We start from the raw sequence: 26,448 nt of genomic DNA, 5'->3' as shown, positions 1-26,448 counted from the left end.
TAAAATAGTCGATGGATATCAATGAGATATATAAGGTGGATGTTAACGAGATTTAACATATACAACAGAATGATTTTGAAAACGACAAATGCCAGATAGAAAAAAGGCTAGCATCGAGTGCTAGCCAAATATAAAAGTTAGGAAGGGTGTTGCTTTTCCTCTAGGTTAACGTCATCGACGTTAGCCCGAGAAATATTATGCGGAAAGCATGAGTGAATCAGCTTTCGCTTCTAAGTTTGAGTTACCCATTAAGAAGTCATCAATGGCAATTGCACATTCACGACCTTCATTAATACAACGTACAACTAGAGATTGACCAGTACGCATATCACCAGCAGCGAAAACGCCTTTCTGGTTCGTTGCAAAACCTTCAGAAGCGACGTTACCGCGCTCGTCCAGTTTAATGTCTAGTTGAGCAAGCACGCCGGTTGGCTCCGGGTGTAAGAAGCCCATTGCGAGGAATGCCATGTCACAAGGAATAACACGTTCAGAGTTCGCTACTTCATCAAAGCCTGGACGCTCACCTGGTTTCGCATCTTGCCAAACGATGTCAGCAATACGTAGACCCGTCACTTGACCTTGCTCGTTACCGATGAACTCTTTGGTTAAGATGTTCCAGTGACGCTCACAACCTTCTTCGTGAGAAGTTGTGGTTTTCATGATCATTGGGTATTGAGGCCAAGGCATGTTTGCAGGGCGCTTCTCTGGTGGGATCGGCATGATCTCAACCTGAGTAATACTTGCTGCCTTATGACGGTTTGATGTGCCCACACAGTCAGAACCAGTATCACCACCACCGATAACCACAATGTGCTTATCTTTAGCGTGAATCTCTTCTGTCTTAAGGTCTAAGTCGTTAGCACGGCGGTTGTTTTGACCAAGAAATTCCATGGCAAAGTGAACGCCTTCTAGCTCACGACCTGGGATTGGTAAGTCGCGTGGAACCGTAGAACCACCCGTTAGCAATACCACATCAAACTCTTGGCGTAACTGTTGAGCATTAACATCAACACCGATGTGTTGGTTAACTTTAAACTCAACGCCTGCTTCAGCCATTAGGTTGATCTTACGATCAATTACGTCCATACCCAGTTTGAAATCTGGGATACCGAAGCGAAGTAGACCACCGACTTTCTCGTCACGTTCAAATACCGTTACAGAGTGACCAGCGCTGTTTAGCTGCTCAGCTGCGGCTAGACCAGCAGGGCCTGAACCGATAATTGCGACAGTTTTACCTGTGCGAGAGCGTGGTGTTTTAGGCTTTGCGTACCCTTCACGGTACGCAGTTTCTACAATCGTTTTCTCGATATTACAGATAGTGATTGGGTCTTGGTTGATACCAAGAACACAGGCACTTTCACAAGGAGCAGGACAAACACGACCTGTAAACTCAGGGAAGTTGTTGGTAGAGCTTAGAATGTTCCAAGCCTCTTCCCAGCTGTCACGGTAAACCGCATCATTGAATTCTGGGATGATGTTACCAATCGGACAGCCGTTGTGACAGAAAGGTACGCCACAGTCCATACAACGAGAGGCTTGAGTATTGATCTTTTCACCAAACTCTTCGTTGAGTACGAACTCTTTGTTGTCTTCAATTCGAACTGACGGGTCGAGCTTCTTTGGAAGCTCACGACCGTGTTCTAAAAATCCAGTAGGCTTACCCATTATACTGCCTCCACTTCTTCCGTTTGTGCCTGTTGTGCTTCAGCTTTACGTTTTTCAAGAACCGCTTTGTAGTCGCGTGGCATTACTTTAACTAGCGATGCAACACTTGCTTCAAAGTTGTCTAGGAAAGACTGAGCAACTTCACTTCCTGTGAATTCAACATGCTTCGTTAGCATATCTAGTAGAAGATCTTTATCTTCTTGTTCAATTGGATCTAGGTCTACAAGTTCAGAGTTAAGCTTGGTTTCGAAATCACCCGCTTTATCCCAAACATAAGCCACACCGCCACTCATACCAGCAGCAAAGTTACGACCTGTTGAGCCAAGGATAATCGCGACACCGCCAGTCATGTATTCACAACCGTGGTCACCAACGCCTTCAACAACAACCTTCGCACCAGAGTTACGAACACAGAAACGTTCGCCAGCCATACCGCGAATGAAAGACTCACCTGAAGTCGCACCGTAGAAACATACGTTACCTACAACGATGTTGTCTTCAGCAACGATAGTAGATTTCGCATCTGGGTACAGTACCAAAGTACCGCCAGACAGACCTTTACCCCAGTAATCGTTCGCGTCGCCTTCTACTTCGAATTTTACGCCTTTCGCAAGGAACGCACCGAACGATTGACCTGCACTACCGTGGAACTTAACGTTCATTGGCTGTGGTAAACCTTGGTCTTTGTAAACCTTCGAGATTTCGTTCGACAGCATGGTACCAGCAGAGCGGTCCGTGTTGATGATAGGGAAGCTCGCATTCACGGCTTCGCCTTTCTCAAGAGCTGGAATCGCAGCTTGAATCAACTTGCGGTCTAGAACGTCTTCTAGGTTGTGGTTTTGTTGCGTCTGGTTGTAGATACCATCTTCTTCACGTGCCTGCTCAATGTGCAGTACAGGTGTTAGATCTAGGTTCTTGTACTTCCAGTGACCGATGTCGTCACGAACTTTAAGTTTGTGCGATTGACCAACCATCTCATCGATAGAGCGGAAGCCAAGTTCAGCCATTACTTCACGCAGACCTTCAGCCATGTATTGGAAGAAAGTGACTACGTCTTCTACGCGGCCGTCGAAACGTTCACGCAAAGTCTTGTTCTGTGTAGCGATACCAACAGGACATGTATTCTTGTGACACTTACGCATCATGATACAGCCTTCAACCACTAGAGCTGCTGTTGCTACGCCCCATTCTTCAGCGCCAAGTAACGTTGCTACTGCAAGATCACGTGGTGTTTTCATCTGACCATCAGATTGAACAACGATACGGTTACGTAGGCCGTTTTTCAGTAGTGTTTGGTGCGTTTCCGCTAGACCCAGCTCCCAAGGCAGACCGGTATGACGGATAGAAGACATCGGAGATGCACCCGTACCACCATCAAAACCTGCGATAAGTACCACGTCAGCTTTCGCTTTCGCTACACCCGATGCAATCGTACCTACGCCAGCTTCTGATACTAGCTTCACGTTGACACGACCGTTACGGTTCGCGTTTTTCAGATCGTAGATCAGCTGAGCCAAATCTTCGATTGAGTAGATATCGTGGTGTGGCGGTGGCGAGATAAGACCTACGCCCGGAGTCGAGTGACGCGTTGCGCCGATCCAGTCATCAACCTTATCACCAGGTAGTTGACCACCTTCGCCCGGTTTCGCACCTTGAGCCATCTTGATTTGTAGCTCATCAGCGTTAGATAGGTAGTAAGACGTTACACCAAAGCGACCAGAAGCCACCTGTTTGATTGCTGAACGTTCCCAGTCGCCGTTTTCTTTACGTTCGAAACGTGCTGGATCTTCACCACCTTCACCTGAGTTTGATTTCGCGCCAATGCGGTTCATCGCAACAGCCAGTGTTGAGTGAGCCTCATGCGAGATTGAACCAAAGCTCATTGCGCCGGTTGCAAAACGCTTAAGGATGTTCTCGATTGGTTCTACTTCTGCTAGAGGAATAGAGCCTGCAGGGTTCTTGATAAAGTCCAGTTGGCTACGTAGCGTTGCTGCGTTGTCGCCTTGGTCATCAACTGCTTTTGCGTACTTCTTGAACTGACCGTAATCTTTGTTACGCGTCGATTCTTGAAGTAGAGAAATCGTTTCTGGGTTGAATAAGTGTTTCTCGCCACGTTGTTTCCATTGGTAAACACCACCAACATCAAGGATCTGAGCTGGGATTTCACGAGCTGGGTAACCAACACGGTGACGAACCAGTACTTCTCGTGCGATATCGTCGATCGTTAGACCTTGGATACGAGAAACAGTACCTGTGAAGTATTTTTCAACCACTGATTTGCTAACACCAAGTGCTTCAAAGATTTGAGCGCCGTGGTAAGACTGCAGCGTAGAAATACCCATCTTCGAGAAGATCTTCAATAGACCGCCGTTAACACCCTTACGGTAGTTATCGAATAACTCACGTGGATGAACGTTTGGATCTAGCTTCTTAGTACGTTGCAGTTCAACAATCGTTTCGATAACTAGGTATGGGTTAACTGCGTTTGCACCGTAACCGATTAAGGTTGCAAAGTGGTGTGTCTCACGAGCATCGCCCGTTTCAACAACGATGTCACACTTAGCGCGTAGCCCTTTACGGATTAGATGGTGGTGAACCGCGCCAACCGCCAACATTGCTGGAATAGCGGCATGGTTAGAGTTAACCGCACGGTCAGTCAGTAGGATGATAGAGTAGCCATCAATAACCGCATCTTCTGCATATTGGCAGATACGTTTAAGTGCGCGCTCTAACTTACCTTGGTCTCCGTTTGCTTGGAATACGATATCCAGCGTCTTCGATTGAAGGTGCTCATTATCGATTGCACGCAGTTTCTCTAACTCTGAGTTAGAAAGAACAGGAGACTCAAGTTCCACTTTTTGACAGTGCTCAGGTGTTTCAGCAAGTAGGTTCTGATCTTTACCTAGGTAAGTGTTCAGAGACATAACCATACGCTCACGAATTGGGTCGATCGGCGGGTTAGTTACTTGTGCAAACAACTGCTTAAAGTAGTTTGAAAGGTGCTGCGATTGATGAGAAAGAATCGCTAGCGGCCAGTCAGCACCCATTGCAGAAAGTGGCTCGTAGCCTGTTTTTGCAAGAGGGAGAATGATTTCGTTTACTTCTTCAGAGCTCACACCAAACGATTGTTGTTTGTGAAGCAGTTTCTCTGGAGAAGGTTGGTTAAATTCGTTGCTCGCATCGGGTAGCTTTTTCAAGCTCAGAAGGTTCTCTTCAACCCATTTTTCGTAGGGTTGCGATTTAGCGATACCGTCTTTCACTTCTTCATCAGAAATGATGCGACCTTGCTCAAGGTCAGCAACGAAGATACGACCAGGCTGTAGACGACCACGATATTCAACGTTTTCAGGTGCGATCTCAACAACACCAGACTCTGACGCCATCACTAGGAAGTCGTCTTTAGTTACTGTGTAGCGAGAAGGACGCAGACCGTTACGGTCAAGAGTTGCACCAACTTGAACACCATCGGTGAAACATACTGACGCTGGGCCATCCCATGGTTCCATTACGTTCGCGTGGTATTGGTAGAACGCACGACGAGTTGGATCCATGTTTTTGTTTTCTTGCCATGCTTCCGGGATCATCATCATCAACGCATGTGGCAGAGTACGACCTGAAAGAACAAGTAGCTCAAGCGCCATATCGAAGTTTGATGAGTCTGAGCTACCTTCTTGACAGATAGGAAGCAGCATGTCGATTTCAGCTTGTGTAAACAGATCCGATTCTAGGATTGCTTCACGTGCTTTCATCCAGTTCAGGTTGCCGCGAACCGTATTGATTTCGCCATTATGCGCGATGTAACGGAAAGGCTGAGCTAGACGCCAACGAGGGAATGTATTGGTAGAGAAGCGAGAGTGTACAAGTGCTAGAGCTGTCACCATAGTTGGGTTTTGCAGGTCTAGGAAGTACTGAGGAACTTGTTCAGTTGTTAGCTGGCCTTTGTACACCAATGTCTTGTAAGACATAGAGTTGATGTAGAAGTCATCACCGATATTTGAAACGCTTTCTAGGCATACACGAACGGTGTAGTTACGTAGAACATACAGTTTACGCTCAAGCTCTTCTGGTGTGATACCAGGGCCGCCAGAAATAAATACGTGTTCAAATTGAGGTTCAGTGCTTAATGGGTCAGCACCAATCATTGAATTGTCAGTTGGAAGTTCACGGTAGCCGATAACTTCTAACTCAAGGCGTTGTGCATTGCGTTCTAGAATGTCACGACACTGTGCACGTTTGTATTCATCTTTAGGGAAAAGTACAACACCAACACCATATTTTTCAAAAGATGGCAGTTTAATTCCAAGCTTTACGGCTTCTTCTAGTAAGAATTCGTGCGGCTTCTGTAGCAGGATACCTGCACCATCACCAGAACACGGATCGCAACCTTGACCGCCACGGTGTTCCATACGTGCAAGCATATCGAGTGCTTGAGTTACTACATCATGAGATTTGCGATTCTTTAGATGCGCAACAAAACCGATACCACAAGCGTCATGCTCCAATTCAGGAGTATACAGACCCTGTGAGTTCTGCTCTTGATCTACCATAGATACATCCTTCCAGTTAAATCTAGGCGCAACTTATTTGTATAAAGTCAGCCTTGTCCTTTTATATTTATGGGTCTAAACCTGCCTATGCTGGCGGTTTGAATCCTTTCCGTATCTCGCAGGAAAAGTATTGCGAGAAAAACAATCCTTAGTGATACCTGTTTATTTTTAACCACAAACTAGTGGTTTATATAGGTAGGAGTTAGATATCACCGACTTATTAGCAAGTTTTCGTTGTAAGTAAATACTCAAAAATAGCCAATATGTGTAAGTATCCTACAATTTTGTCTAGGCGAATTGCAATGAAAGTTGACCCATGTAGACCATTTTTTTCGTTTTATTTTGAATTTAATGCCTAACAAATGTGCAACATTAGGCAAATAGAGCCGATTTTTTGCATGTTTATTGATATTTGTTAGGTTGCTCGCAAAAAGCCTTGAGTAAACTAATTGGTCGAATTTTGCAGGGATGTAATTTTTTTTCAAAAAAAGACTGATATTCATTCTTATTTACTTGAGTGCTTTGAAAATATGCAATTACACGAGTTGGTCAATACTATCGGCCAAGACCTTCAACGCCGTTATGGCGAGAAGGTTCACAAGCTGACGCTTCATGGTGGTTTCAGCTGCCCAAACCGAGACGGGACAATTGGCCGTGGAGGTTGCACGTTTTGTAACGTGGCTTCCTTTGCCGATGAACAAACTCAAATTCAAAGTATTGCTGACCAGCTAAAAGATCGTGCGGGTGAGATTGCTCGTGCCAAGAAGTACCTGGCTTACTTTCAGGCGTACACCAGCACTTATGCTGAGGTGCAAGTGCTCAAGAATATGTATGAAGAGGCGCTAAAAGCACCCGGTGCAGAGATCGTCGGCCTTTGTGTTGGTACGCGACCAGACTGTGTGCCTGATGCGGTGTTGGATCTGTTAGCGGGCTACGTTAAACAAGGCTATGAGATTTGGCTCGAGCTTGGCCTGCAAACCGCCAATGATAAAACCCTCAAGCGAATTAACCGCGGCCACGATTTTGCAGTGTATGAAACGATCACCCAACGCGCACGCGCTTTAGGTATCAAGGTGTGTACTCATCTGATTGTTGGCCTACCAAAAGAAACCAAAGCGGATAACCTTGAAACCTTAGACAAGGTATTAGCCGTTGGCACCGATGGTATTAAGCTGCACGGCCTTCATATAGTAGAGGGCAGTACCATGGCTAAGGCGTGGAAGGCAGGAAAGCTAGAAGCACCAAGCCTTGAAGAGTACATTGATATCGCGAGTGAGATCATTCAACGCACGCCTGCGGACGTGGTTTATCACCGTGTTTCTTCAGCGGCGAGACGCCCAACGTTGCTTTCTCCTTTATGGTGTGAGAATCGCTGGTTAGCGATGACTGAAATAGGTCGTTCGCTCGATAAAACCGGTGCTCAAGGCATCAAAACGGGCTCTGCATTCGAGTACACGTTGCCTGTTTTAAACGCAGCCAATTAATAGAAATGGGTGACTGTAGGTAACAGCAGATAAAACCAACAAATAGTGGTAACATTTCCCTCACAGATTTTATGGTATAGATTGAGAGTAAATGGAACTGGTAATGACTTGGTTGTGGGACAGGGCGTATGGCTACGGTATTTATATCGTTGTTGTATTGCTGATTGCTCTCATCTGCTGGCATCTCTATTCTCGTTATCAGTCGCATATCGAAACGCTTCTACTTGCTACCCCGTCGCCACTCTACTTTGTTGATGTTCGAAGTGGCGAAATACTTTATGCCAATCGCCAAGCCATGCAGTTGCTCGGTATCCGCCAAATCGGTGTTAATTTTCGCTTTCCTACTGTGGAAAGCGAGAACAGCTTTCGTCACTACTTAACCAACCACATCAACTCTCGAGCCTTCGAACAGGTCTCCCTGTGGGCGCTTTCTGAATTTGAGTCGTTCAAGATCAACTTGATCGGTCGTAAGATCCATTTTAGAAATAAGCAGGCTTGGATGATTCACGCCTCACCTTATAAAAACACTAACGAAGAACTGTCCCAAGAAGTTCGAGAACTGAATGTTGCTCGTACCGCTTTGGATTCTTTGTCTGAGCTGATCTACGTGAAAGATCAGAAAGGTCAGTTAGTGACGAGTAATCGCTCGTTTAAAAAGTTTTGGCATGGTCGTGCTGAAGAGGGCACCCTGAGTGTTTCTGGTGGAGTATTAAAAGGTCGTGTAAGTGAACGCTCTTGGACTACAGATCAAGATGGAAAAAGCTGCTTGCTTGAAACCTACCAAAGTGTCTTGCTCTCACAAGACGGATCAACCATAGGTACGCTCTCTATTAGCCATGATGTGACCGATTGGCATGACATGCAGCAGAAGCTGCGTGGCGAAATGGAGAAGCGAAAAGATACCGAAGTGGCACTTGCGCAGCGTGACACCATCTTGCAAAACATCCTGGAGGCCAGCCCAGACTCGATTGGTATCTTTAATGAAAACATGGTTTATCAAGCGTGTAATAAACCATTTGTGGCTGCGCTGGGTATCTCTGAAGTCAGTGACTTGATCGGTAAGCGTTTACAAGATGTGGTGCCACATAGCATCTATACGCGAATATCAGAAACCGATCATCAAGTGCTTCATCAAAGTAAATCGCTGCGTTATATCGACAAAGTGGTCTCAAGTGATGGAGCATTTACTTGGTATGATGTAGTCAAATCACCGTTTAGAGATCCAGCATCGAGCACTAATGGTGTGTTGATCATGGCGCGTGATATTACAGAGCGTTATCTAGCAGAACAAAAGCTTGAAGAAGCCAACCTTGAACTTGAACGCCTCAGCTTTATGGATAGCCTGACTAAAGTTTCTAACCGACGTCGTTTCGATGAACAGCTCTCTACACTGTGGCATTATCATGTGCGTGATAAGCTGCCACTGACGATCATGCTATGTGATATCGACTTCTTTAAAGGCTACAACGACTTTTACGGACACCAACAAGGCGATGATGCTTTGATTCAGGTTTCTCAGGCATTTAAGCAGGTGTTGAATCGTTCATCTGATTGTGTGGCTCGTTATGGTGGTGAAGAGTTCGGCTTTATTCTGCCAAATACAACGACCGAAGGTGCTCAGCTGGTGGCGCAGCGTATTCATGACGAAGTCCTAAAATTGGAACTTGCGCATGAGAAGTCGACAGTCTCTGAATTCATCACGGTGAGTATTGGTATTATCTCTTACATTCCTACACCTGATGATGAAATGGAATCGGCTGTTGCCTTGGCTGATAGTGCGTTGTATCAAGCGAAATCAGACGGTCGCAACCGTTCAATGGTGCATCCATATTCAATTCGCTAACGCTATAAAATTGGCAATTTGATTATCCCCGGCTATTTTTGCTTAGTTAGTATTTGTATTGGTTAATTAACCTTCGAAATTACCGCTGAACACTTGCTGCGTGTGATGTAGCTAGCTTACCTCCCATCTTCAAACAGGGTAGAATGTTGCTAGTCTTATCGCATGGAGCGCTAAATGAAACCCATGAAAAATCTTGCCCAGTATTACGTGGATCTACTCGTAAAACTGGGGATTGTCCGCTTTTCTATCTTACTCGCCCTAGCGCTTGTTGCCCTCGCTGTTGTTGTGCAAGTCGGTATCACCCTCGCACTCAAAGGCAATGTTGATGACATCGACATTGTCCGTTCAGTTTTCTTCGGTTTAGTGATCACGCCTTGGGCGGTTTATTTTCTGTCAGTGGTCGTGGACCAGTTGGAAGAATCACGTCAAAGGTTAGCGAAATTGGTCTCTAAACTTGGCGACATGCGTGAGCGAGACCAAGAACTCAACAATAAAATGCAGCTCAATATCGAGAAGCTTAATCAAGAAATTGAAGAGCGTGAAAAAGCGGAAGAAGCGCGCGCAGAAGCAATGCAAGATCTCGAAAACGAGGTGTTCCAGCGCGAGCGTACTCAGCTTGAACTCGCAGAACGTACTGCACTGTTACGCTCGTTTATCGATGCCTCGCCTGACCTTATTTACTACCGTAATGAAGATGGTGTGTTCTCTGGTTGTAACCGTGCGGTTGAAGAGCTCACTGGTAAAACAGAAAAAGAGCTAGTTGGTTTAACGCCTTGGGATGTTTACAGCAAAGAGGTCGCTCAGCAAGTTGTTGAAACCGATAAGAAAGTATTTGCTGACAACCAAGCACTGACTTATGACCAATGGCTTGAATACCCAGATGGCCGTAAGAGCTACTTCGAACTGCGTAAAGTGCCTTTCTACAGCAAAGATGGTCGTCACTTGGGCTTGGTTGGTTTTGGCCGCGATATCACTGAGCGCAAAGAGCACCAAGAGTCGCTAGAAAAAGCCAGCCGTGATAAGACCACCTTTATCTCAACCATTAGCCACGAATTAAGAACGCCACTCAACGGTATTATTGGCTTGAGTCGCATGTTGCTCGATAGCCAGCTGACCACCGAACAGCGCAAGCAGATGCAAACTATCAAGGTGAGCGCGGTGACACTGGGTAATATTTTCAACGATATTATCGATATGGATAAGTTCGACCGCCGTAAGCTTGAACTCTTCCCTACGCCTATTAACTTTGAAGATTTCGTTGTCGAGATCGAAAGTATCTCAGCATTGATGGCCGAGCAGAAAGGGTTAAGGTTCGATCTAGAAAGGTTGTCTGATCTTCCGGCTGCTGTTGAGGTGGATGGTACTCGTCTTCGACAGGTACTGTGGAATCTTGTTAGTAACGCGATGAAGTTCACCAAAGATGGTGGTGTGGTGATGACAGTCAGCGCCGACATTGATGGTGACTTTGCCAACATTACAATGGAAGTGGAAGATACTGGTATTGGTATCCCTGAAAGTGAAATCGAGAAGATCTTCGCGATGTACTATCAGGTGAAATCGGGCACGGACAACTTGCACGCTGTCGGCACCGGAATTGGTCTTGCTGTCTCTCAACAGCTGATCAATATGATGGATGGCCACATTGAAGTCACCAGTGAAGAGGGCTTTGGTAGTACCTTTACGGTTTCGATTCGAGTTCCAGTGAATCACGATACTCAGGCACTGATCAAAACGCCAAGAAAGCAATCGAATCTTAAGATCTTTATGGTCGAAGACATTGAACTCAATATCACAGTGGCTCGCTCTCTACTTGAAAGCCTTGGCCATGAAGTGACCGTCGTGATGACGGGTAAAGAGGCGCAAATTGCTTTCAACCCTGAAGACTATGACTTGGTACTGCTGGATATCCAATTGCCAGACATGACCGGTTTCGACATTGCGCAATACTACCGCGAGAAATACAGTCAGCTACCACCTTTGGTGGCATTAACTGCGAACGTGTTAAACAACAAGCAAGAGTACTTCCAGAAAGGCATGGACGAAGCGATCAGCAAACCTTTGTCGGTTCGAGCTATTCAAGATGTCATAAGCGAACTTATCGAAGATGCACCAGAGGTAATTGAGAAGGTAGCGGGCACGGATAAGGTTGAGAGCATTGATAAAGTCGACGCGAGTAAGCCTGTTCTTTCAGCAATTGATACCACTTTGCTTGATATTGATATGCTAGAGTCTTATGTTGATATTGTTGGACCTAAACCGGTTTTGGATAGCATCGCGATGTTCGAAGATATGATGCCGGAGTATATGGAAATATTGAACTCCAACATGGTCGCGAAAGATAAAGCCAGTATCGTTTCTGAAGCACATAAGATTAAAGGTGCAGCAGGTTCTATTGGCCTGAAACGCATCCAACAAGTTGCCCAGAAAGCTCAATCTCCAGATATGCCTGCGTGGTGGGAGAACATTTCAGATTGGGTTGATGAGATAAATAACGAATACCAGAATGACATTGAAGTCTTAAAGAGTTGGTTAAACCAAAGGTAGAAGAATAATGAAAAAATTAGCATTCGCCGCATGTGTAGTGGCATTAGCGGGTTGTTCTACGCCACAAGTAGAATGGCAGCAAGATAATCAAGTCGAAGTATCTGCAGCAACAGTTACCATGAAAAGCAACCTTTGGCACAACAAGATGCCAACGATTGGCGAGACTCAAGATAAGACCCTGCATGGTTCTATCTACCTAGAGTCAGACTCACAACTGCCAGCAACGCTTGCGGTTGAGAGTGTTACGGTTAAACAGGGTGCAGACACCTTGTTGGTAACGGCTGACGATCTTGATTTAAGAACACACAGTGAAACTCAATGGGAAGTCGCGTTTGTATGGCAGCTAGAAATCGACAGTGACAAGCTTGTTGATGTAGCGGTGGAACTTAAAGATGGCGAAACCGTGAAGTGGTTAGTAGAGAAAGACGTTAAGGTGGATACGGTTTACTAAAACCTTATCCAATTAAGAACAATAAAAAAGGGAGAATGCGTTGGCATTCTCCCTTTTTAATAACTATTGATGACGCTTCTAATGTTCAAAGTACTTACTGGTGAGTAGTGCTAAATGGTCAGAAGCGCGAATCGAATTAGTCTTCTAGGTCACCACAAAAGCGGTAGCCTTCACCGTGAATCGTTGCAATGATTTCTGGCGTACCAGAAACAGATTCAAAGTGTTTACGAATACGACGGATTGTTACGTCTACAGTACGATCATGTGGCTTAAGCTCACGGCCAGTCATCTTCTTAAGAAGATCTGCACGTGTTTGGATCTTACCTGGGTTCTCACAGAAGTGAAGTAGAGCACGGAACTCTGAACGAGGTAGCTTGTAGCCTTCGCCATCTGGGCTAACCAGAGAACGACTGTTGATATCTAGTACCCAACCGTTGAACTCGTACTTCTCAACGCTACGCTTCTCTTCTTGAACAGAGCTTGTGCTCATTGAACGGTTCAGAAGGTTGCGTGCACGGATAGTCAGTTCACGAGGGTTGAAAGGCTTAGTGATGTAGTCATCAGCGCCGATCTCTAGGCCAAGGATCTTATCAACTTCATTATCACGACCAGTTAAGAACATAAGCGCTACGTTTGCTTGCTCACGTAGTTCACGCGCAAGTAGTAGGCCATTCTTACCTGGAAGGTTGATGTCCATAATTACAAGGTTAACTTGGTTGTCAGACAGCACTTGGTGCATCTCTTCACCGTCGCTAGCCTCAAAAACAGCATATCCCTCTGCTTCAAAAATACTCTTTAGAGTGTTACGAGTTACTTGCTCATCTTCAACGATAAGAATCTGCGGGGTTTGCATTTGGCGGTACCTAAATTTGTGACGAAACTGTGCTAATAGAATAAATTCTAGGCAAAAACATAACATACAGGTAATGTATTTTTGATGATAACTTAAAGTTTTCAAAAAAACACTTACTTCCAGCTATCTGCCTTCCTTGAAGTATTGCCCAATAACGTAGATCCAGTACGCCTTTCAATCATTCTTTTAGTGATTGGAGTGGATTCTATAATGTTAACAGCATGCTAACAACGCGAGAATGTTAATTCCATTCACTTTGTTGATTTACATCAATTGCCGTATCGCAACAAACTTTAATAGTATGGCTACAACTTAACCAATGTTATGGTGACTATTTAGCACCAAAACAAGAATGATTATTCGAGATGCTTCTCACATCTTGCCTGCTAAAGACCGGATTATGAACCAAGGAAGCTGAAAGCTGTCTTAAGAGTCTAGTAGATAAATATGCTCAATCAACTTTTATTGAGTAATAAATTGAGCATAGAACAATGAAAACAAAGGATTAATTTTAATAACATATAAAAGCATAAAGGCTAGCCGGAGATAACCGGTAACGCCTTACTCACGGAGGATATATGCACGATATAACACCCGACTTGTGTGATGAGTTTGAAAGCGAAGTCACCCTACTGAACATGCCATTGCAGAACTTCGGCCAACGTGGTGCGTTCTTTGGAAAAATTGTAACAGTTCGTTGTTATCACGATAATTCCAAGGTTCGCGAGGTTTTAGAGACCGACGGCTGTGGCAAAGTGCTTGTCGTTGACGGAAATGGCTCATGCCAGAAGGCGCTGCTTGGCGATCAACTCGCTATTCTCGCGATAGAAAACGGTTGGGAAGGCGTGATTGTAAACGGTGCGGTGCGTGATGTAGGCATGATGTCGCAAATGGACCTTGGCGTTCAGGCGTTAGGTGCATCGCCATTCAAAACAGAGAAACGCGGTGTTGGCCAAGTGAATGTGACACTCTCTATACATAATCAACTGATTCAGCCTGGTGACTATATTTATGCCGATTGGAATGGCGTGTTAATTTCATCTGAGCTGTTAATTGAATCGTAACTGACTCAAATTGAATGCCGTTGATAGATTAGATCGGGGAATGGTTTGTGATGTGCTGAAAGCTTGGATCTCATCCGCACCAATCAGTTAATAAAGAACAAGCTAAAGACACTAAAAGCGAAACCCTAATCCCACTTCAACACCTTGCTGCCACTCTTCATAATCAAGGGTGGCATGCAAATCTAGGTTATCTGTCAGTTGCACTCGGCTGGAAACCTCTGCGGCTACCGATTTCTCATTGTCTTCGGTTTCGTCTTTATAGGTGTGCAGAGAACTGTTGAAAGAGACTCTTTCTGAGAACTGATAACTGACACCGCTCAAGAATCCACTCTCCTGTTTTAGTGCCGCACTATTGATACGTGTACCGACGTAAAGATCCACATCTGAAAACAAGCTATAAGAGTAGCCACTGTCTATCTTCCAAGTATCGAAGCTTTCACTCGACGCGTTTTGTGTGGAGATAAAGAATCTATGAGAAGAACTATCGATCTGGCTGGGTAGTAGAGGCAAGCTATTCGCTGAACAAACAACAGGCATAGCAAAAGCCAAAAGAATAAGTAATCTCTTCATTTCCCACTCCTGATGTCATTATTATTGTTCTTCGAACGTTATCGTTCAATTAAAGCACAGAACTTGTACGTTCGCTGCACAATCGATATAGCATTTTGTTATGACTATATATGCACCTGATTACTCTTGCTTGTTCAATGAGTAAATCCAGCATCTTAAGTGAAGGTTTATACAGGGTGTTTTATCCCTTAAATGACGGTTTGCTCTGAAAAACGGTGTGAATGTAAAAAAAACGCAACTTTTCATTGACGTCCAGTGGTAAAAATTGATACACGTAGAGTAAAGCACAAGCAGAGAATTTGATATGCAGCACGTAAGCCACCTAGTAATGACCACAACCATTATTATTACCGACATTAACATTGTTGGGGCAGGCTGCTAAGTAACGGATTTTAAAAAAAAGGCCTGTATCCAACAAGATACAGGCCTTTTTTTGTACCATTTTTATGACTTATGGAGAAAGGGATGCGCGTTTTAAAGTTTGGAGGTTCATCATTAGCTGATGCAGATCGTTTTTTACGAGCGGCTGATATCATCGCTAATAATGCCCAGCAAGAAGAGCTAGCCGTTGTACTATCGGCTCCAGGAAAAACAACCAATAAGTTGGTCGCTGTAATTGAAGCTGCACTTAAAAATGGTGAAGCAGACGCACAGATTACAGAGATCGAATCCTCATTCGCTGCACTGTTTGCAGATATTCAAGCCGTTGTTCCTTCTATTGATGGTTCTGCGTTTCAAGAGCAGGTCGATACTTCTCTTGCTCAGCTAAAACAGTTCGTAAACGGCATTAACCTACTGGGTATGTGCCCGAACCATGTTAATGCTCGCATCATCAGTAAAGGTGAGCGAATCTCAATCCAGTTGATGAAAGCGGTACTTGAAGCGAAAGGCCAACCAGCAAGCCTGATTGATCCGGTTCAATACCTATACGCTAAAGGTGATCACCTTGAAGCTATGGTCGATGTGGATGTTTCAACTCAGAACTTCCGTCAGTCGCCACTTCCTAAAGGTCACGTAAATATCATGCCGGGCTTTACAGCTGGTAACGATAAAGGTGAGCTAGTCACACTTGGCCGTAACGGCTCTGATTATTCAGCTGCAGTTCTAGCGGCGTGTCTACGTGCTGATTGCTGTGAGATCTGGACAGATGTAGACGGCGTTTACAACTGTGACCCGCGTTTGGTCGATGATGCTCGTCTTCTTAAGTCATTAAGCTACCAAGAAGCGATGGAGCTTTCTTATTTTGGCGCTTCGGTTCTACACCCGAAAACTATCGCGCCTATCGCACAATTCCATATTCCTTGTCTGATCAAAAACAGCTTCAACCCACAGGGTGCGGGTACTTTGATTGGCCAAGACACTGGCGAAGATAACCTAGCAATTAAAGGTATTACGACGCTAAGCAACCTAACCATGGTTAACGTATCAGGCCCAGGTATGAAGGGTATGGTAGGTATGGCGAGTCGTGTATTCGGCGCGATGTCTTCTGCTGGCGTTTCTATTGTCCTTATTACTCAATCTTCTTCTGAGTACAGCATCAGCTTCTGTATTGAATCCGCTGACAAAGTGAAAGCGAAACAAGTGTTGTCAGACGCGTTTGAACTTGAACTTAAAGATGGCCTGTTAGAGCCGGTTGAGTTCATGGATGACGTTGCGATTGTAACGCTAGTGGGTGACGGTATGCGCACTTCACGTGGCGTAGCATCTCAGTTCTTCTCTTCTTTAGCTGAAGTGAACGTCAACATTGTTGCTATCGCGCAAGGTTCTTCAGAGCGCGCTATCTCAGCGGTTATCCCTGAAGATAAAATCTCTGAAGCCATCAAAGCGTGTCACGAGAACCTATTTAACTCTAAGCACTTCCTTGACGTATTCGTTGTGGGTGTTGGCGGTGTTGGTGGTGAGCTTGTTGACCAAATCCAGCGTCAGCAGGGCAAACTGGCTGAAAAAGGCATCGTGATTCGCGTATGTGGTTTAGCAAACAGTAAAGGCTTGTTGCTAGACAGCGATGGTCTACCGCTAGAGCAGTGGCGTGACCGTATGTCGAGTGCGACTGAAGAATTCAGCCTAGCGCGTTTAGCGGCTTTGGTTCAACGTAACCACATCATCAACCCTGTATTGGTTGATTGTACGTCTAGCGAAGGTATTGCAGCGCAGTACGCTGATTTCCTAGCGGCTGGTTTCCACGTGGTAACACCAAACAAGAAAGCAAACACAGCAAGCATGGCTTACTATCATCAGCTTCGTGAAGTTGCACGTAACTCACGTCGTAAGCTGATGTACGAGACAACAGTAGGTGCTGGTCTACCGGTAATCGAAAACCTACAGAACCTAATCTCTGCAGGTGATGAGCTGGAGAAGTTCAACGGCATTCTTTCAGGTTCACTGTCTTACATCTTCGGCAAGCTTGATGAAGGTATGACACTAAGCCAAGCAACCAATATTGCAAAAGATAACGGTTTCACTGAACCGGATCCTCGTGATGATCTATCTGGTATGGATGTGGCGCGTAAGCTGCTTATTCTTGCTCGTGAAGCAGGCATGGCGCTTGAACTTGAAGATGTTGAAGTAGACCAAGCTCTGCCACCGGGTTTTGATGATTCAGGTACGGTTGAAGAGTTCATGGCTCGCCTACCAGAAGCGGATGCTTACTTCAAAGAGCAGTCAGCTATCGCAGCAGAAGAAGGCAAAGTACTTCGTTATGTTGGCGAAATCGCTGAAGGCAAGTGTAAGGTTCGTATCGCTGCTGTTGATGGCGACGACCCAATGTTCAAGATTAAAGATGGCGAGAACGCATTAGCATTCTACAGCCGTTACTACCAACCAATCCCTCTAGTACTGCGTGGCTACGGCGCGGGTACTGAAGTAACAGCAGCTGGCGTATTCTCTGATGTGATGCGTACTCTTGGTTGGAAATTAGGAGTTTAGGAATGAGTTCAAGTGATATGGATGTTGTCGTTTATGCTCCTGCATCAATCGGTAATGTCAGTGTAGGGTTTGATGTGCTGGGGGCCGCTGTGTCTCCAGTGGATGGCACACTGCTGGGTGACCGAGTTATGGTTAAAGCCGGTGATGAACCATTCTCACTTAAAACAGCAGGCAGCTTTGTTTCTAAGCTGCCAACTGAAGCAAAAGAAAACATCGTCTACGACTGCTGGGTGGTGTTCTCGAGAGAGCTTGATAAAAAAGGCGTTACGCTAAAGCCTTTGGAAATGACGCTAGAAAAGAACATGCCTATCGGTTCAGGTTTGGGCTCTAGTGCATGTTCAATTGTCGCGGCACTGGATGCGCTAAACCGTTTTCACGGTCAGCCACTGAATGAAACTGAACTGCTTGCTCTGATGGGCGAAATGGAAGGTAAGATTTCAGGCGGTATCCACTACGATAACGTTGCGCCATGTTACCTTGGTGGCGTGCAATTAATGCTTGAAGAGCTAGGCATCATTAGCCAAGAAGTCCCATGTTTTGATGACTGGTACTGGGTGATGGCTTATCCGGGGATTAAGGTTTCAACGGCGGAAGCGAGAGAGATCCTACCATCTCAATATCGTCGTCAGGATATCATTGCTCATGGTCGCCACTTAGCGGGCTTTATCCACGCGTGTCATTCAGGTCAACCTGAACTGGCTGCGAAGATGATCAAAGACGTGATCGCTGAACCATATCGTGAGAAACTGCTTCCAGGGTTTGCTGATGCTCGTAAATACGCGCTGTCGGCTGGGGCACTGGCTACTGGTATTTCTGGTAGCGGTCCAACTCTATTTAGCATTTGCAAAGAACTAGATGTCGCCGAGCGTGTTGCACGCTGGTTAGAACAAAATTACGTACAAAATGAAGAAGGATTCGTTCACGTTTGTCGCCTAGATAAGCAGGGTTCGATCGTTACAGGAAGTGAGTTATGAAACTGTACAACATCAAAGAAAATGATGAACAAGTCTCTTTTGGCCAAGCCGTTCGTCAAGGTTTAGGCCGTAATCAAGGTCTATTTTTCCCATCTGAACTGCCAAAGTTTGATGATATCGATGCGCTGCTAGCAGAGGACTTTGTCCCTCGTAGCTCAAAGATTCTGTCAGCATTGATTGGTGATGAATTACCAAAAGAACAGATCGACCAAATGGTGGATGCAGCGTTCCAATTCCCTGCACCAATCAACCAAGTAAAAGATGGCGTTTACGCGCTTGAGCTTTTCCACGGTCCAACACTGGCATTTAAAGATTTCGGCGGCCGCTTTATGGCTCAATCTTTAGCAGCTGTTTCTGATGGTGGTCAAATCACTATCTTAACGGCAACATCAGGTGATACTGGTGCGGCGGTTGCGCATGCTTTCTACGGCATGGAAGACATTAATGTTGTGATTCTTTACCCGAAAGGCAAGATCAGCCCGCTGCAAGAGAAGCTGTTCTGTACGCTTGGTAAGAACATCCACACGGTGGCGATTGATGGCGACTTTGATGCGTGTCAGGCGCTAGTTAAAGACTCATTTGATGACGCTGAACTGCGTAAAGAAATTGGCTTGAACTCAGCAAACTCGATCAACATCAGCCGTTTAATGGCTCAGATCTGTTACTACTTTGAGGCGGCTTCTCAGCTGACTAAAGAGCAACGTGAAAACCTCGTTATCTCTGTACCAAGTGGTAACTTTGGTAACCTAACAGCTGGTCTATTGGCTAAAGCGCTAGGTCTACCTGTTAAGCGTTTCATCGCAGCAACCAATGAAAATGACACGGTTCCTCGTTACCTAGAAACAGGCCAATGGGATCCAAAACCGACTGTTGCGACAACATCGAACGCGATGGACGTAAGCCAACCAAACAACTGGCCTCGTATCGAAGAACTTTGCCAACTGAAAGGTTGGGGCTTAGATACACTAGGCAAAGGTAAAGTATCTGACGAGCAGAGCGCTGAGTCAGTTCGCGACCTAAAAGCACAAGGTTACCTATGTGAACCACATGGTGCGATTGCTTACCGTCTACTGGAAGAGCAACTGCAAGAGAACGAAACTGGCTTGTTCCTGTGTACAGCACACCCAGCGAAATTTAAAGAAGTGGTTGATGACATCTTAGGTTCTGATATCGAACTGCCTGGCCCGCTAGCAAAACACGCGGCGATGGAATTGTTGTCTGAAGATCTTGATAACGATTTTGAAGCGCTAAAAGCTGTGCTTCGTCGAGTTCAACCGTAACGTCCATTTGTTTTTCGAACAAATAAAAACGGCGCTCAATGAGCGCCGTTTTTGTATTCTAATTTAAGCTCTAAAAATTATAGAGACTCAGTGAACGTACGTGCGATAACGTCACGTTGCTGTTCAGTTGTTAGAGAGTTGAAACGTACAGCGTAACCCGATACACGGATAGTTAGCTGTGGGTAGTTCTCTGGGTGAGCAACTGCATCTTCTAGCGTTTCACGCTTAAGAACGTTAACGTTTAGGTGTTGACCACCTTCGATGCGTGGTGCTGCTTCGATAGCAACTTCACGGCTTTCGTACTCGCCTAGGTCTGCAGCTGAGATAACTTGGTCAGCTTCGAAACCTGCAGTAGCAACAACACAACGAGCTTCATTCTTCTCGCTATCTAGTAGCCAGATTGAGTTTAGTAGGTCATCGTTTGCTGCTTTAGTAATTTGAATACCTTGGATCATAACTATCTCCTAGTCCACTGAATGTGGTTTGATTATGGTGTTAACTTTCGATTTTTATTGAGCTGGGTAATATATACCTAATATTAGTAAGGTTAACATTGATTTAAGTCAAAAAAAACCAAAAACCATATTTTTACAAAGGTGATTATATTGAGGTAAATCAATAAAACCTTTGAAAACAAAGTAATTACAAAATATTTTAAAGTATAAAAATATTTAACAGTCATATTTGTTGTAAGTTTACTACATTTGTTGTGTTTTTATTGAACTGCAACCGATACGCCCCTTTATTTATTAAGCATTCTGAAAGTGTAAAGTGATTTAATGACAAACAATAATTCATCCTCAAAACCGGAAACAAATATTAAGTTTATTGGCGCTCATGTGTCGGCTGCTGGTGGTGTTGATCTGGCGCCTATGCGTGCACGTGAAATTGGCGCCAATGCGTTTGCACTGTTTACCAAGAACCAGAGACAGTGGGCGGCAAAACCGCTAGAAGCGAAAACCATTAGTGCCTTTAAAGCTAATTGCAAAATGTTGGGCTTCGGTGCTGAGCACATTCTTCCTCATGACTCCTACCTTATTAACCTAGGAGCACCAGAAGAAGAGAAGCTAGAGAAATCACGCGCGGCTTTTATTGATGAAATGGAGCGTTGTAATCAACTTGGATTAACGCTTTTGAATTTTCATCCTGGGAGTCATTTAAAGAAAATCTCAGAAAGCGAATGTTTGGCGAAGATCGCTGAATCGATCAACCTAGCTCATCAAGCGGTATCTGACGTAATCGCAGTGATTGAGAATACGTCTGGGCAGGGCACTAATCTGGGTTGGAAGTTTGAACATCTAGCAGAGATTATCGAACAGGTAGAAGATAAGTCACGTGTTGGTGTGTGCTTAGACACCTGCCATACGTTTACTGCTGGCTATGACTTACGTACAAAAGAGGCGTGTGAGCATACTTTTGCTGAGTTCGACCGCATCGTGGGTATGCACTATCTAAGAGCAATGCACATCAATGATTCAAAAGCTGAGTTCGCGAGCCGAGTCGATCGACACCATTCTTTAGGAAAAGGCGAAATTGGCTGGGATTGTTTTGAGTATATTGCCTCTGATTCTCGCTTTAATGGTATCCCTCTTATCTTAGAAACCATTGATTCGACCATTTGGAAAGAGGAAATTCAACAACTTAGAATGTTTCATCGCTCAGCAACGCTAGCGAGCGAACAAGCGTAATAATAGAGGGGAAAATTTATTTCCGTCTATTTCTAAAAATTGGCACCTTTCTTTCATAGTATTAAAGTGAATATGTAGTTCACGATGTCTTAGAGGAGGTGCCTTTATGTATTCAATCACCCAAACTTCAACTATTGCTGCCGCACGCCGTTTACCAACACCAAACCGTCACGTGCATAACCACGGCCACCATCGTACACAGCAGAAAAGTGGTTAATCGAGATAAACACAACTTGAACTGATTATTATGATTCATCAACAAGTGAACCCTACACATCATGTTTATTGATAGCTGTATGAGGTATAAATAGGGCGTGTTGATCTTTCGAGCTGATTTTTGCATCGAGTTGCTGGGTATTTATACAAGGCAGAGGCTTTGACGTGTAGCTAGCCTACATGAGAAGCCGCTAACGCAGTAGAAATGACCAGCAAACGCTGCCCGGAGGGTTCGGCTAAAAGCGTTTTACTCTTTGTTGAGGGAGATTTGCTTAGAATGACTATGCTACTTCTCCCTCGCCGCGATTAAAACGCTTTTATCTCGAACGAAATTTAACCACGAAAGGTCAACACGCCCTAAAGCCTTATTTAGGACAGTTAGCCGATACAGCTATTTTTTGTCTGGCGAAAGCCGCTAGAAACCTTGATGATTGGGAAGTAAAACGATGAGCGCACCAAAGACTTGGGAATCCATTATTAATGATGAACGTGATAAAGAGTACTTTCAGAGTGTCCTCGCGTTTGTTGAACAGCAACGTGATAATGGCAAAACCGTCTACCCGCCACAAGATCAGGTGTTCAGTGCCTTTGATATGACGCCTTTCGAATCCGTGCGAGTGGTTATCTTAGGGCAAGATCCTTATCACGGTGCTAACCAAGCTCACGGCTTAGCATTCTCAGTGCTTCCTGGCGTGAAAATCCCACCTTCTCTACGCAATATGTACAAAGAGCTTACACAAGATATAGAGGGCTTTGAGATTCCTAGTCATGGTTACCTCGATTCTTGGGCATCGCAAGGGGTGTTGATGTTGAACACAGTTCTTACAGTAGAAGAGGCAAAAGCACACTCACATGCTAAGTGTGGTTGGGAAACTTTTACCGATGCCATTATTGCTGAGCTTAATCAGCGTTCTGAACCGATCATCTTTTTGTTGTGGGGCGCACACGCCCAGAAGAAAGGCCAAGCGATTGATGAAGGCAAGCATCATGTGTTGGCTGCACCTCACCCATCGCCATTATCGGCGCGCCGTGGCTTCTTCGGCTGTCAGCACTTCTCGACAACCAACAAGCTGCTTTCTTCAATGGATCAACAACCTATAGACTGGCATTTACCAACAGAAGTGTAGGTTGGTGGTTTTCTGAGCAGGGTCAAATCATAAATCAGCATATTCGTATACACTTATAAATAGTAGGTGTAATGGAGTGCAATACTATGATGATTGAAAGGATAAGACGAGAGCATGGCTATATGGCTCGTTTACTCGCGATACTCAACAGTAAGTTAGAGTTTCTGAAACAGGAGCGAGAAATAAACTATAGCCTGATCGCAGAGGTGGTTCATTACTTGATGAACCATTCAGACAAAGTGCATCACCCTAAAGAAGACGTCATTTATCGCTACTATCTTAAGCAATATGGCAGCGAGCAAGCGATTGAAGACTTGGAACTAGAGCATCAATTGCTTTCTGAGAAAACGGCAGACTTTTTAGGTTTGCTTGATATGATTCTCCAAGATGCGGTGGTTCCTCAACAAGTTTTTATTGAGCAACTTGAAGCGTTTGTTAAGGCCCAGCGAAAACACATGGAATATGAAGAGAAGCATGTGCTACCCATGATTATTGAGGCGTTCACGATCAAAGATTGGCAAGAAGTGGAGTCTCAATGGCTTCAACCGGAAGATGACCCTGTCTTTGGAGAGACCATTGCCGATCAATATCGCCAACTCGCGGCTAGGGTTCGACAAAATGAACAAGAGTGCGTTTAGCCTGTTTTAATGTTGAAACGCCCCTATTTTTAGGTGCCCTCTATATTAGAGGGTTGGTTTCCAAATGGCGCTTTGAGCGGATTAACTACCTCAAACAATAAAAAAGGCACCTATATAGGTGCCTTTTGCTATCTGATTTCTTATCGTGCTGATTAAAGCTTTATATCGTCAAGGCTAAAATCAAGACCTAGGTTCATCTCTCTCAGCTCTTTCTCAAGCTGCCTACGATCGTTGATGGCTTCGATTTCACGCCACTTACGCTTGAGTGGTTTCGAGCGTGATTTTTGAGTTACACGAGGCATTTCTAGTTCTGATACTTCATCGAATTGAAAGCTATCCATAAGCCATATCTCCTTCCGTGGGACTAGTTCTTACGAACCAATAAATATCATATTTAGGTTCACAATAACTTTGATTTGTTTCTCATTTGTTTCAAATCCATGAAGCTTTTGTTCTATTTTCTTATGCATGCTCACACATTGTGAGAATTATTATGTATAAAAAACAGGCAAACAAACTTAAGTAAACGATTAAATTGGGGGTTATTGAATGTTAATTCATTGTGCGAATGGAATAGCGTTTTGACTACAATGCATTGAAGTGCACATGGTGCCGTGCGGTATAGGGATCTCATTGGCCTAGAAAAAAACGAAGATCTTCACTATACCTTGTAAAACCTAGGCTGACGTCATTTTTATAGGATGATGTTCTTGTTGGGGTAGTGCCGTGGCTGTTGTTGATATTATGTCCCGATAATGTGACTTTTATTGGGCTGCATTGTTGAAAGTTGTGTTAACAAAAGGTGTGTTATTAGTGAAATGTCATTTTAATATAAGTGCATTTGCATATTGATTTTTAGGCCGTCTCGCTGCATTATCCGCCCGTCAAAAAATACACTGATACGTAAAATGGATGCATGAAGCGACATTTACAGTCTCAATCGCCGCAAGAATATAACAAGAGTGCCGACACAACATTGACAGAGGCATAGGCGATTAAGAGGAAGGCTAGGAAGCATGATCGGTGCTTAAACTCAATTACGAGGTTCACGTGACAGACTTAATCAATTTGATGAACGATCTCCTTTGGGGATCTATCTTAGTTTACTTACTGGTTGGTGTGGGTATCTACTTCACTGTACGACTAGGCTTCATTCAATTCCGCCATTTCGGCCACATGTTCTCTGTTCTTAGAAACAGCCGTAAAGCAGACAGTGCTGGTATCTCTTCTTTCCAAGCTCTTTGTACTAGTCTCGCTGCTCGTGTAGGTACGGGTAACATGGCAGGTGTTGCTGTAGCACTAACCGCTGGTGGCCCTGGTGCTATCTTCTGGATGTGGCTAATCGCAATGCTAGGTATGGCAACATCGTTTGCAGAAAGCACACTGGCACAGCTATACAAAACGCGTGATAACGACGGTAACTACCGCGGCGGTCCTGCATACTACATGGAGAAAGGCCTAGGCATGCGTTGGATGGGGGTTCTATTCTCTATCTTCCTAATCATTGCATTTGGTCTTGTATTTAACGCGGTTCAAGCGAACGCGATTGCAAGCGCAATGAACACAGCATTCGACCTTGAGCGTAGCTACGTTGGTGTTGGTATCGTAATCATCTCTGCATTCGTTATCTTCGGTGGTATCCGTAAGATTGCACGTACAGCAGAAATCATCGTTCCAATCATGGCATTGGCTTACCTAGCGATCGCTATGTACGTGATGTTCGCGAACATCGAGAAAGTGCCTGAAGTACTGGCTCTTATCTTCAAGAGTGCATTCGGTCTGCAAGAAGCAGCAGCGGGTGGCCTAGGTTACGCAATCGCACAAGCGATGATTAACGGTATCAAACGTGGTTTGTTCTCGAACGAAGCGGGTATGGGTTCTGCGCCAAACGCAGCAGCTTCTGCTACGCCTTACCCACCGCACCCAGCATCACAAGGTTACGTGCAAATGCTAGGCGTGTTCATGGACACCATTGTTATCTGTTCAGCAACAGTCGCAATCATCCTGATGTCTGGTGAGTATGTACCACACGGTGAAGTAACGGGTATCGAACTAACGCAACGTGCACTAACAGCACAAGTGGGCGAATGGGGCGGCATCTTTGTAGCGGTAGCGATTTTCTTCTTCGCTTTCACTTCAATCATTGCAAACTACTCGTACGCTGAAACGAACCTTATCTTCCTAGAGCACAACAACAAGAAGGGCCTAGTGCTATTCCGTATCGTTGTTCTGGGTATGGTTATGTTCGGTTCTCTAGCGACGTTACCAACGGTATGGGCACTGGCTGACGTATCAATGGGCCTAATGGCGATTGTTAACTTGGTGGCGATTATCCTGCTATCAGGCATCGTGATTAAGCTAGCGAAAGACTACAACCGCCAACTAGACGCGGGTAAAGTACCAACATTCGATTCGAATGACTTCCCAGAGCTTAAGTCTCAGCTGGAAGACGGTATTTGGGACAACAACAAGAAGTGATCTTGTTGGAGCGATAAACGGTTCATCCTAAAGTGATTAGAAAGGCTAAGGTTTCGACCTTAGCCTTTTTCTTTGCCTGTCATTTGTCTCATTCTGTCTAT

The 26,448-nt window shown here is 44.8% G+C and carries 18 protein-coding genes, 1 pseudogene and 1 other annotated feature; of the genes and pseudogenes, 12 read left to right on the top strand and 7 right to left on the bottom strand.

Annotation, left to right across the window (positions count from 1 at the left end):
• Positions 1-195: 195 nt before the first annotated feature.
• Positions 196-1,665 carry a glutamate synthase subunit beta gene (locus tag OCV19_RS13730; protein ID WP_048606749.1) on the bottom strand — a complete coding sequence of 490 codons (1,470 nt, stop codon included), beginning with the start codon at positions 1,663-1,665 and terminating at the stop codon, positions 196-198.
• On the bottom strand, positions 1,665-6,212 hold the full coding sequence (gene gltB, locus OCV19_RS13725; RefSeq protein WP_065676726.1) for a glutamate synthase large subunit: 4,548 nt from the start codon (positions 6,210-6,212) through the stop codon (positions 1,665-1,667). Before gltB ends, OCV19_RS13730 begins: the two co-directional genes overlap by 1 nt.
• A 530-nt stretch (positions 6,213-6,742) precedes the next feature.
• On the opposite strand from gltB, the gene OCV19_RS13720 reads away from it, so the two are divergent.
• The 4 genes from OCV19_RS13720 (at position 6,743) to OCV19_RS13705 (ending at position 12,534) form a co-directional block, all read left to right on the top strand.
• The gene (locus OCV19_RS13720; protein ID WP_017059306.1) at positions 6,743-7,696 is read left to right on the top strand and encodes a TIGR01212 family radical SAM protein; all 954 of its coding nucleotides are present in this window, start codon (positions 6,743-6,745) and stop codon (positions 7,694-7,696) included.
• A gap of 91 nt (positions 7,697-7,787) precedes the next feature.
• Complete coding sequence (locus OCV19_RS13715) at positions 7,788-9,539, top strand: sensor domain-containing diguanylate cyclase (RefSeq protein WP_065676727.1); 1,752 nt, start codon at positions 7,788-7,790, stop codon at positions 9,537-9,539.
• A gap of 174 nt (positions 9,540-9,713) precedes the next feature.
• Entirely contained in the window at positions 9,714-12,083 is a 2,370-nt protein-coding gene (gene arcB / locus OCV19_RS13710) for an aerobic respiration two-component sensor histidine kinase ArcB (protein WP_048606756.1), read from the top strand.
• A 7-nt stretch (positions 12,084-12,090) separates the two neighbouring features.
• Positions 12,091-12,534, top strand: a complete 444-nt coding sequence (locus OCV19_RS13705; protein WP_065676728.1) for a hypothetical protein — start codon at positions 12,091-12,093, stop codon at positions 12,532-12,534.
• Positions 12,535-12,670: 136 nt separating this feature from the next.
• Here OCV19_RS13705 and arcA read toward each other — a convergent pair whose 3' ends face one another.
• Together arcA and OCV19_RS13695 are read right to left on the bottom strand one after the other, a co-directional pair.
• Positions 12,671-13,387, bottom strand: a complete 717-nt coding sequence (gene arcA, locus OCV19_RS13700; protein ID WP_004741534.1) for a two-component system response regulator ArcA — start codon at positions 13,385-13,387, stop codon at positions 12,671-12,673.
• Positions 13,388-13,816: 429 nt separating this feature from the next.
• Positions 13,817-13,918 (bottom strand): annotated as a pseudogene (locus tag OCV19_RS13695) (ribonuclease activity regulator protein RraA); the annotation flags it as partial.
• 47 nt (positions 13,919-13,965) lie between these two features.
• Between OCV19_RS13695 and OCV19_RS13690 the strand changes: the two are divergent.
• Entirely contained in the window at positions 13,966-14,451 is a 486-nt protein-coding gene (locus tag OCV19_RS13690) for a putative 4-hydroxy-4-methyl-2-oxoglutarate aldolase (RefSeq protein ID WP_017059310.1), read from the top strand.
• Positions 14,452-14,562: 111 nt separating this feature from the next.
• Here the strand turns inward: OCV19_RS13690 and OCV19_RS13685 are convergent, their stop codons facing one another.
• Positions 14,563-15,021 (bottom strand): ribonuclease regulator, encoded by a 459-nt coding sequence (locus OCV19_RS13685; protein WP_065676729.1) that lies wholly within the window; start codon positions 15,019-15,021, stop codon positions 14,563-14,565.
• Positions 15,022-15,338: 317 nt separating this feature from the next.
• Positions 15,339-15,457 (top strand) — a sequence feature (Thr leader region).
• A 29-nt stretch (positions 15,458-15,486) separates the two neighbouring features.
• On the opposite strand from OCV19_RS13685, the gene thrA reads away from it, so the two are divergent.
• From thrA to thrC, 3 genes are read left to right on the top strand one after another with little or no spacing between them, the layout of a single operon-like run.
• Positions 15,487-17,946 carry a bifunctional aspartate kinase/homoserine dehydrogenase I gene (gene thrA / locus OCV19_RS13680; RefSeq protein WP_065676730.1) on the top strand — a complete coding sequence of 820 codons (2,460 nt, stop codon included), beginning with the start codon at positions 15,487-15,489 and terminating at the stop codon, positions 17,944-17,946.
• A 17-nt stretch (positions 17,947-17,963) separates the two neighbouring features.
• The gene (gene thrB / locus OCV19_RS13675; RefSeq protein ID WP_065676751.1) at positions 17,964-18,920 is read left to right on the top strand and encodes a homoserine kinase; all 957 of its coding nucleotides are present in this window, start codon (positions 17,964-17,966) and stop codon (positions 18,918-18,920) included.
• Positions 18,917-20,200 (top strand): threonine synthase, encoded by a 1,284-nt coding sequence (gene thrC, locus OCV19_RS13670; protein ID WP_017059314.1) that lies wholly within the window; start codon positions 18,917-18,919, stop codon positions 20,198-20,200. The genes thrB and thrC overlap by 4 nt, the downstream gene beginning before the upstream one ends.
• Before the next feature lie 77 nt (positions 20,201-20,277).
• On the opposite strand, the gene grcA is transcribed toward thrC, so the two are convergent.
• Positions 20,278-20,655 carry an autonomous glycyl radical cofactor GrcA gene (gene grcA / locus OCV19_RS13665; RefSeq protein WP_017059315.1) on the bottom strand — a complete coding sequence of 126 codons (378 nt, stop codon included), beginning with the start codon at positions 20,653-20,655 and terminating at the stop codon, positions 20,278-20,280.
• 324 nt (positions 20,656-20,979) lie between these two features.
• Here grcA and nfo point away from each other — a divergent pair, with 324 nt between their 5' ends.
• The 3 genes from nfo (at position 20,980) to OCV19_RS13650 (ending at position 23,869) form a co-directional block, all read left to right on the top strand.
• Positions 20,980-21,888 carry a deoxyribonuclease IV gene (gene nfo, locus OCV19_RS13660; protein ID WP_065676731.1) on the top strand — a complete coding sequence of 303 codons (909 nt, stop codon included), beginning with the start codon at positions 20,980-20,982 and terminating at the stop codon, positions 21,886-21,888.
• A 662-nt stretch (positions 21,889-22,550) separates the two neighbouring features.
• Positions 22,551-23,231: a uracil-DNA glycosylase gene (ung, locus tag OCV19_RS13655; protein WP_065676732.1), complete on the top strand. Its 681-nt coding sequence runs from the start codon at positions 22,551-22,553 to the stop codon at positions 23,229-23,231.
• Positions 23,232-23,317: 86 nt separating this feature from the next.
• Positions 23,318-23,869, top strand: coding sequence for a hemerythrin domain-containing protein (locus tag OCV19_RS13650; RefSeq protein ID WP_050651913.1), 552 nt, complete (start codon positions 23,318-23,320; stop codon positions 23,867-23,869).
• 152 nt (positions 23,870-24,021) lie between these two features.
• On the opposite strand, the gene OCV19_RS13645 is transcribed toward OCV19_RS13650, so the two are convergent.
• Complete coding sequence (locus OCV19_RS13645; protein ID WP_017059319.1) at positions 24,022-24,210, bottom strand: DUF3545 family protein; 189 nt, start codon at positions 24,208-24,210, stop codon at positions 24,022-24,024.
• 709 nt (positions 24,211-24,919) lie between these two features.
• Here OCV19_RS13645 and OCV19_RS13640 point away from each other — a divergent pair.
• Positions 24,920-26,347 (top strand): alanine/glycine:cation symporter family protein, encoded by a 1,428-nt coding sequence (locus OCV19_RS13640; RefSeq protein ID WP_032545312.1) that lies wholly within the window; start codon positions 24,920-24,922, stop codon positions 26,345-26,347.
• Positions 26,348-26,448: the final 101 nt, after the last annotated feature.

The sequence above is a fragment of the Vibrio celticus genome (assembly GCF_024347335.1).
Taxonomy (GTDB): domain Bacteria; phylum Pseudomonadota; class Gammaproteobacteria; order Enterobacterales; family Vibrionaceae; genus Vibrio; species Vibrio celticus.
This window is presented reverse-complemented; position numbering and strand designations above follow the sequence as displayed.